The sequence below is a fragment of the Vibrio sp. D173a genome (genome assembly GCF_030248475.1).
In genome coordinates this window covers 1-1,370 of sequence record NZ_JAHGAH010001089.1, presented here as the reverse complement: position 1 = coordinate 1,370, position 1,370 = coordinate 1, and the positions used below count along the sequence as shown (strand labels likewise).

Sequence of the window (1,370 nt, the reverse complement as noted above, 5' to 3'; positions counted from 1 at the left end):
TATAAGAAAGCCTCGTCAGAAATGACGGGGCTTTTTTGCATCTGGAGTTTAGATAATTTGGTAACCGGTGGTTGTGGTCTCATAGAGTAATTTTATAGCGGTCATGTCGGTTTAGTTGTGAGTTTTTGTGCTTATCCCCTAAAAGCATATGAAGAACTAAGAATGTGGGCCTGTTGCCCTAAATGAGTGCTCTGGAAATTAATCCATTGAAGAGATTTATGAAAAACTGCACTAATATCAAACATCACTGTTTCTTTTACCCAATATCGGACTAGGAAAATACGTTTTATCTTAGTTTGACGAATAATTTATCACCAAACCTTATTGAGGGGACATCTTGTGAAAATGAGTGTTCATCGCAACCTCATTGAGGTAAAAGCATTAAGATCTTCCTCGGGGATTTTTCCTACTAATCTCCAATTTTCCCCGAAATATCCCTGCCTTTGATCAATAACTCTTACTATCAATTCTGTAAATAAATTCTGGTTTAAACCTCTATTTTTGTGATGATTTTTGGATGAAATAGTGGTTATTTTTGAATTAAATAGCGTATGTTTCTATATTGTTAATGTTTTTGTGGAATAATTATTTAAATAAAATGACTAAAAGGGAAAAGTGCTTTAACGGGAGGTAAATCTTATACAAGCATATGGATAAAGGCTTTTGCTTGGCTTTTATAACACGAAATAAATGCTGTTTTTCTCTTACTATATGCTTATCAAGTGAATAATTATATGGTGTTTTTGCTTGCTTGACGTTTAATGTCGACTTTTTATCCTATTTTTGTTGCTTTTCTGTGAATTATTTGCCAAATTGTGAACCGTATAAAATATCAGAACATTATTCTGGTATGAATGGATTCAATTTTGCAGACAGGGCAGAAAGCTGCCAAAGCAGTAGAGGTCTGGTAATGTCACTTTTAGAAGTAAAAAATCTTCGTCTCGAATACCCATCTCGTCATGGTGTACACGCTGCGGTGAAGTCACTGTCGTTCAATATTGAACGTGGTGAGATCGTGGGTGTAGTTGGTGAGTCTGGTGCGGGTAAATCAACCGTGGGTAACGCGGTTATTGATCTATTGAGCCCTCCAGGTCGCATTGCGAGTGGTGAAGTTTTCCTAGATGGTGAGAAGGTGTCAGGCCTATCGCCAGAAGAAATGCGTAAAGTTCGCGGTTCTAAGATTGGATTTATATTCCAAGATCCAATGACCTCTCTTAACCCGCTGTTCACGGTAGAACAGCAGTTGAAAGAAACCATCCACGCCAATATGAAGGTGTCGGATGAAGAAGCCTATCAACGCTCGCTGGATTTGATGAATCAAGTGGGTATCCCTCAGCCGGAAAACCGTCTTAAACAGTATCCACACCAAT

General features: G+C 38.0%; 1 protein-coding gene. It reads left to right on the top strand.

Translation table 11 applies throughout. From position 1 onward, the window contains the following. Nucleotides 1–910 precede the first annotated feature (910 nt). A partial coding sequence (locus KIV40_RS31500) for an ATP-binding cassette domain-containing protein (protein ID WP_285353237.1) occupies nt 911–1,370 on the top strand: 460 nt, incomplete at its 3' end.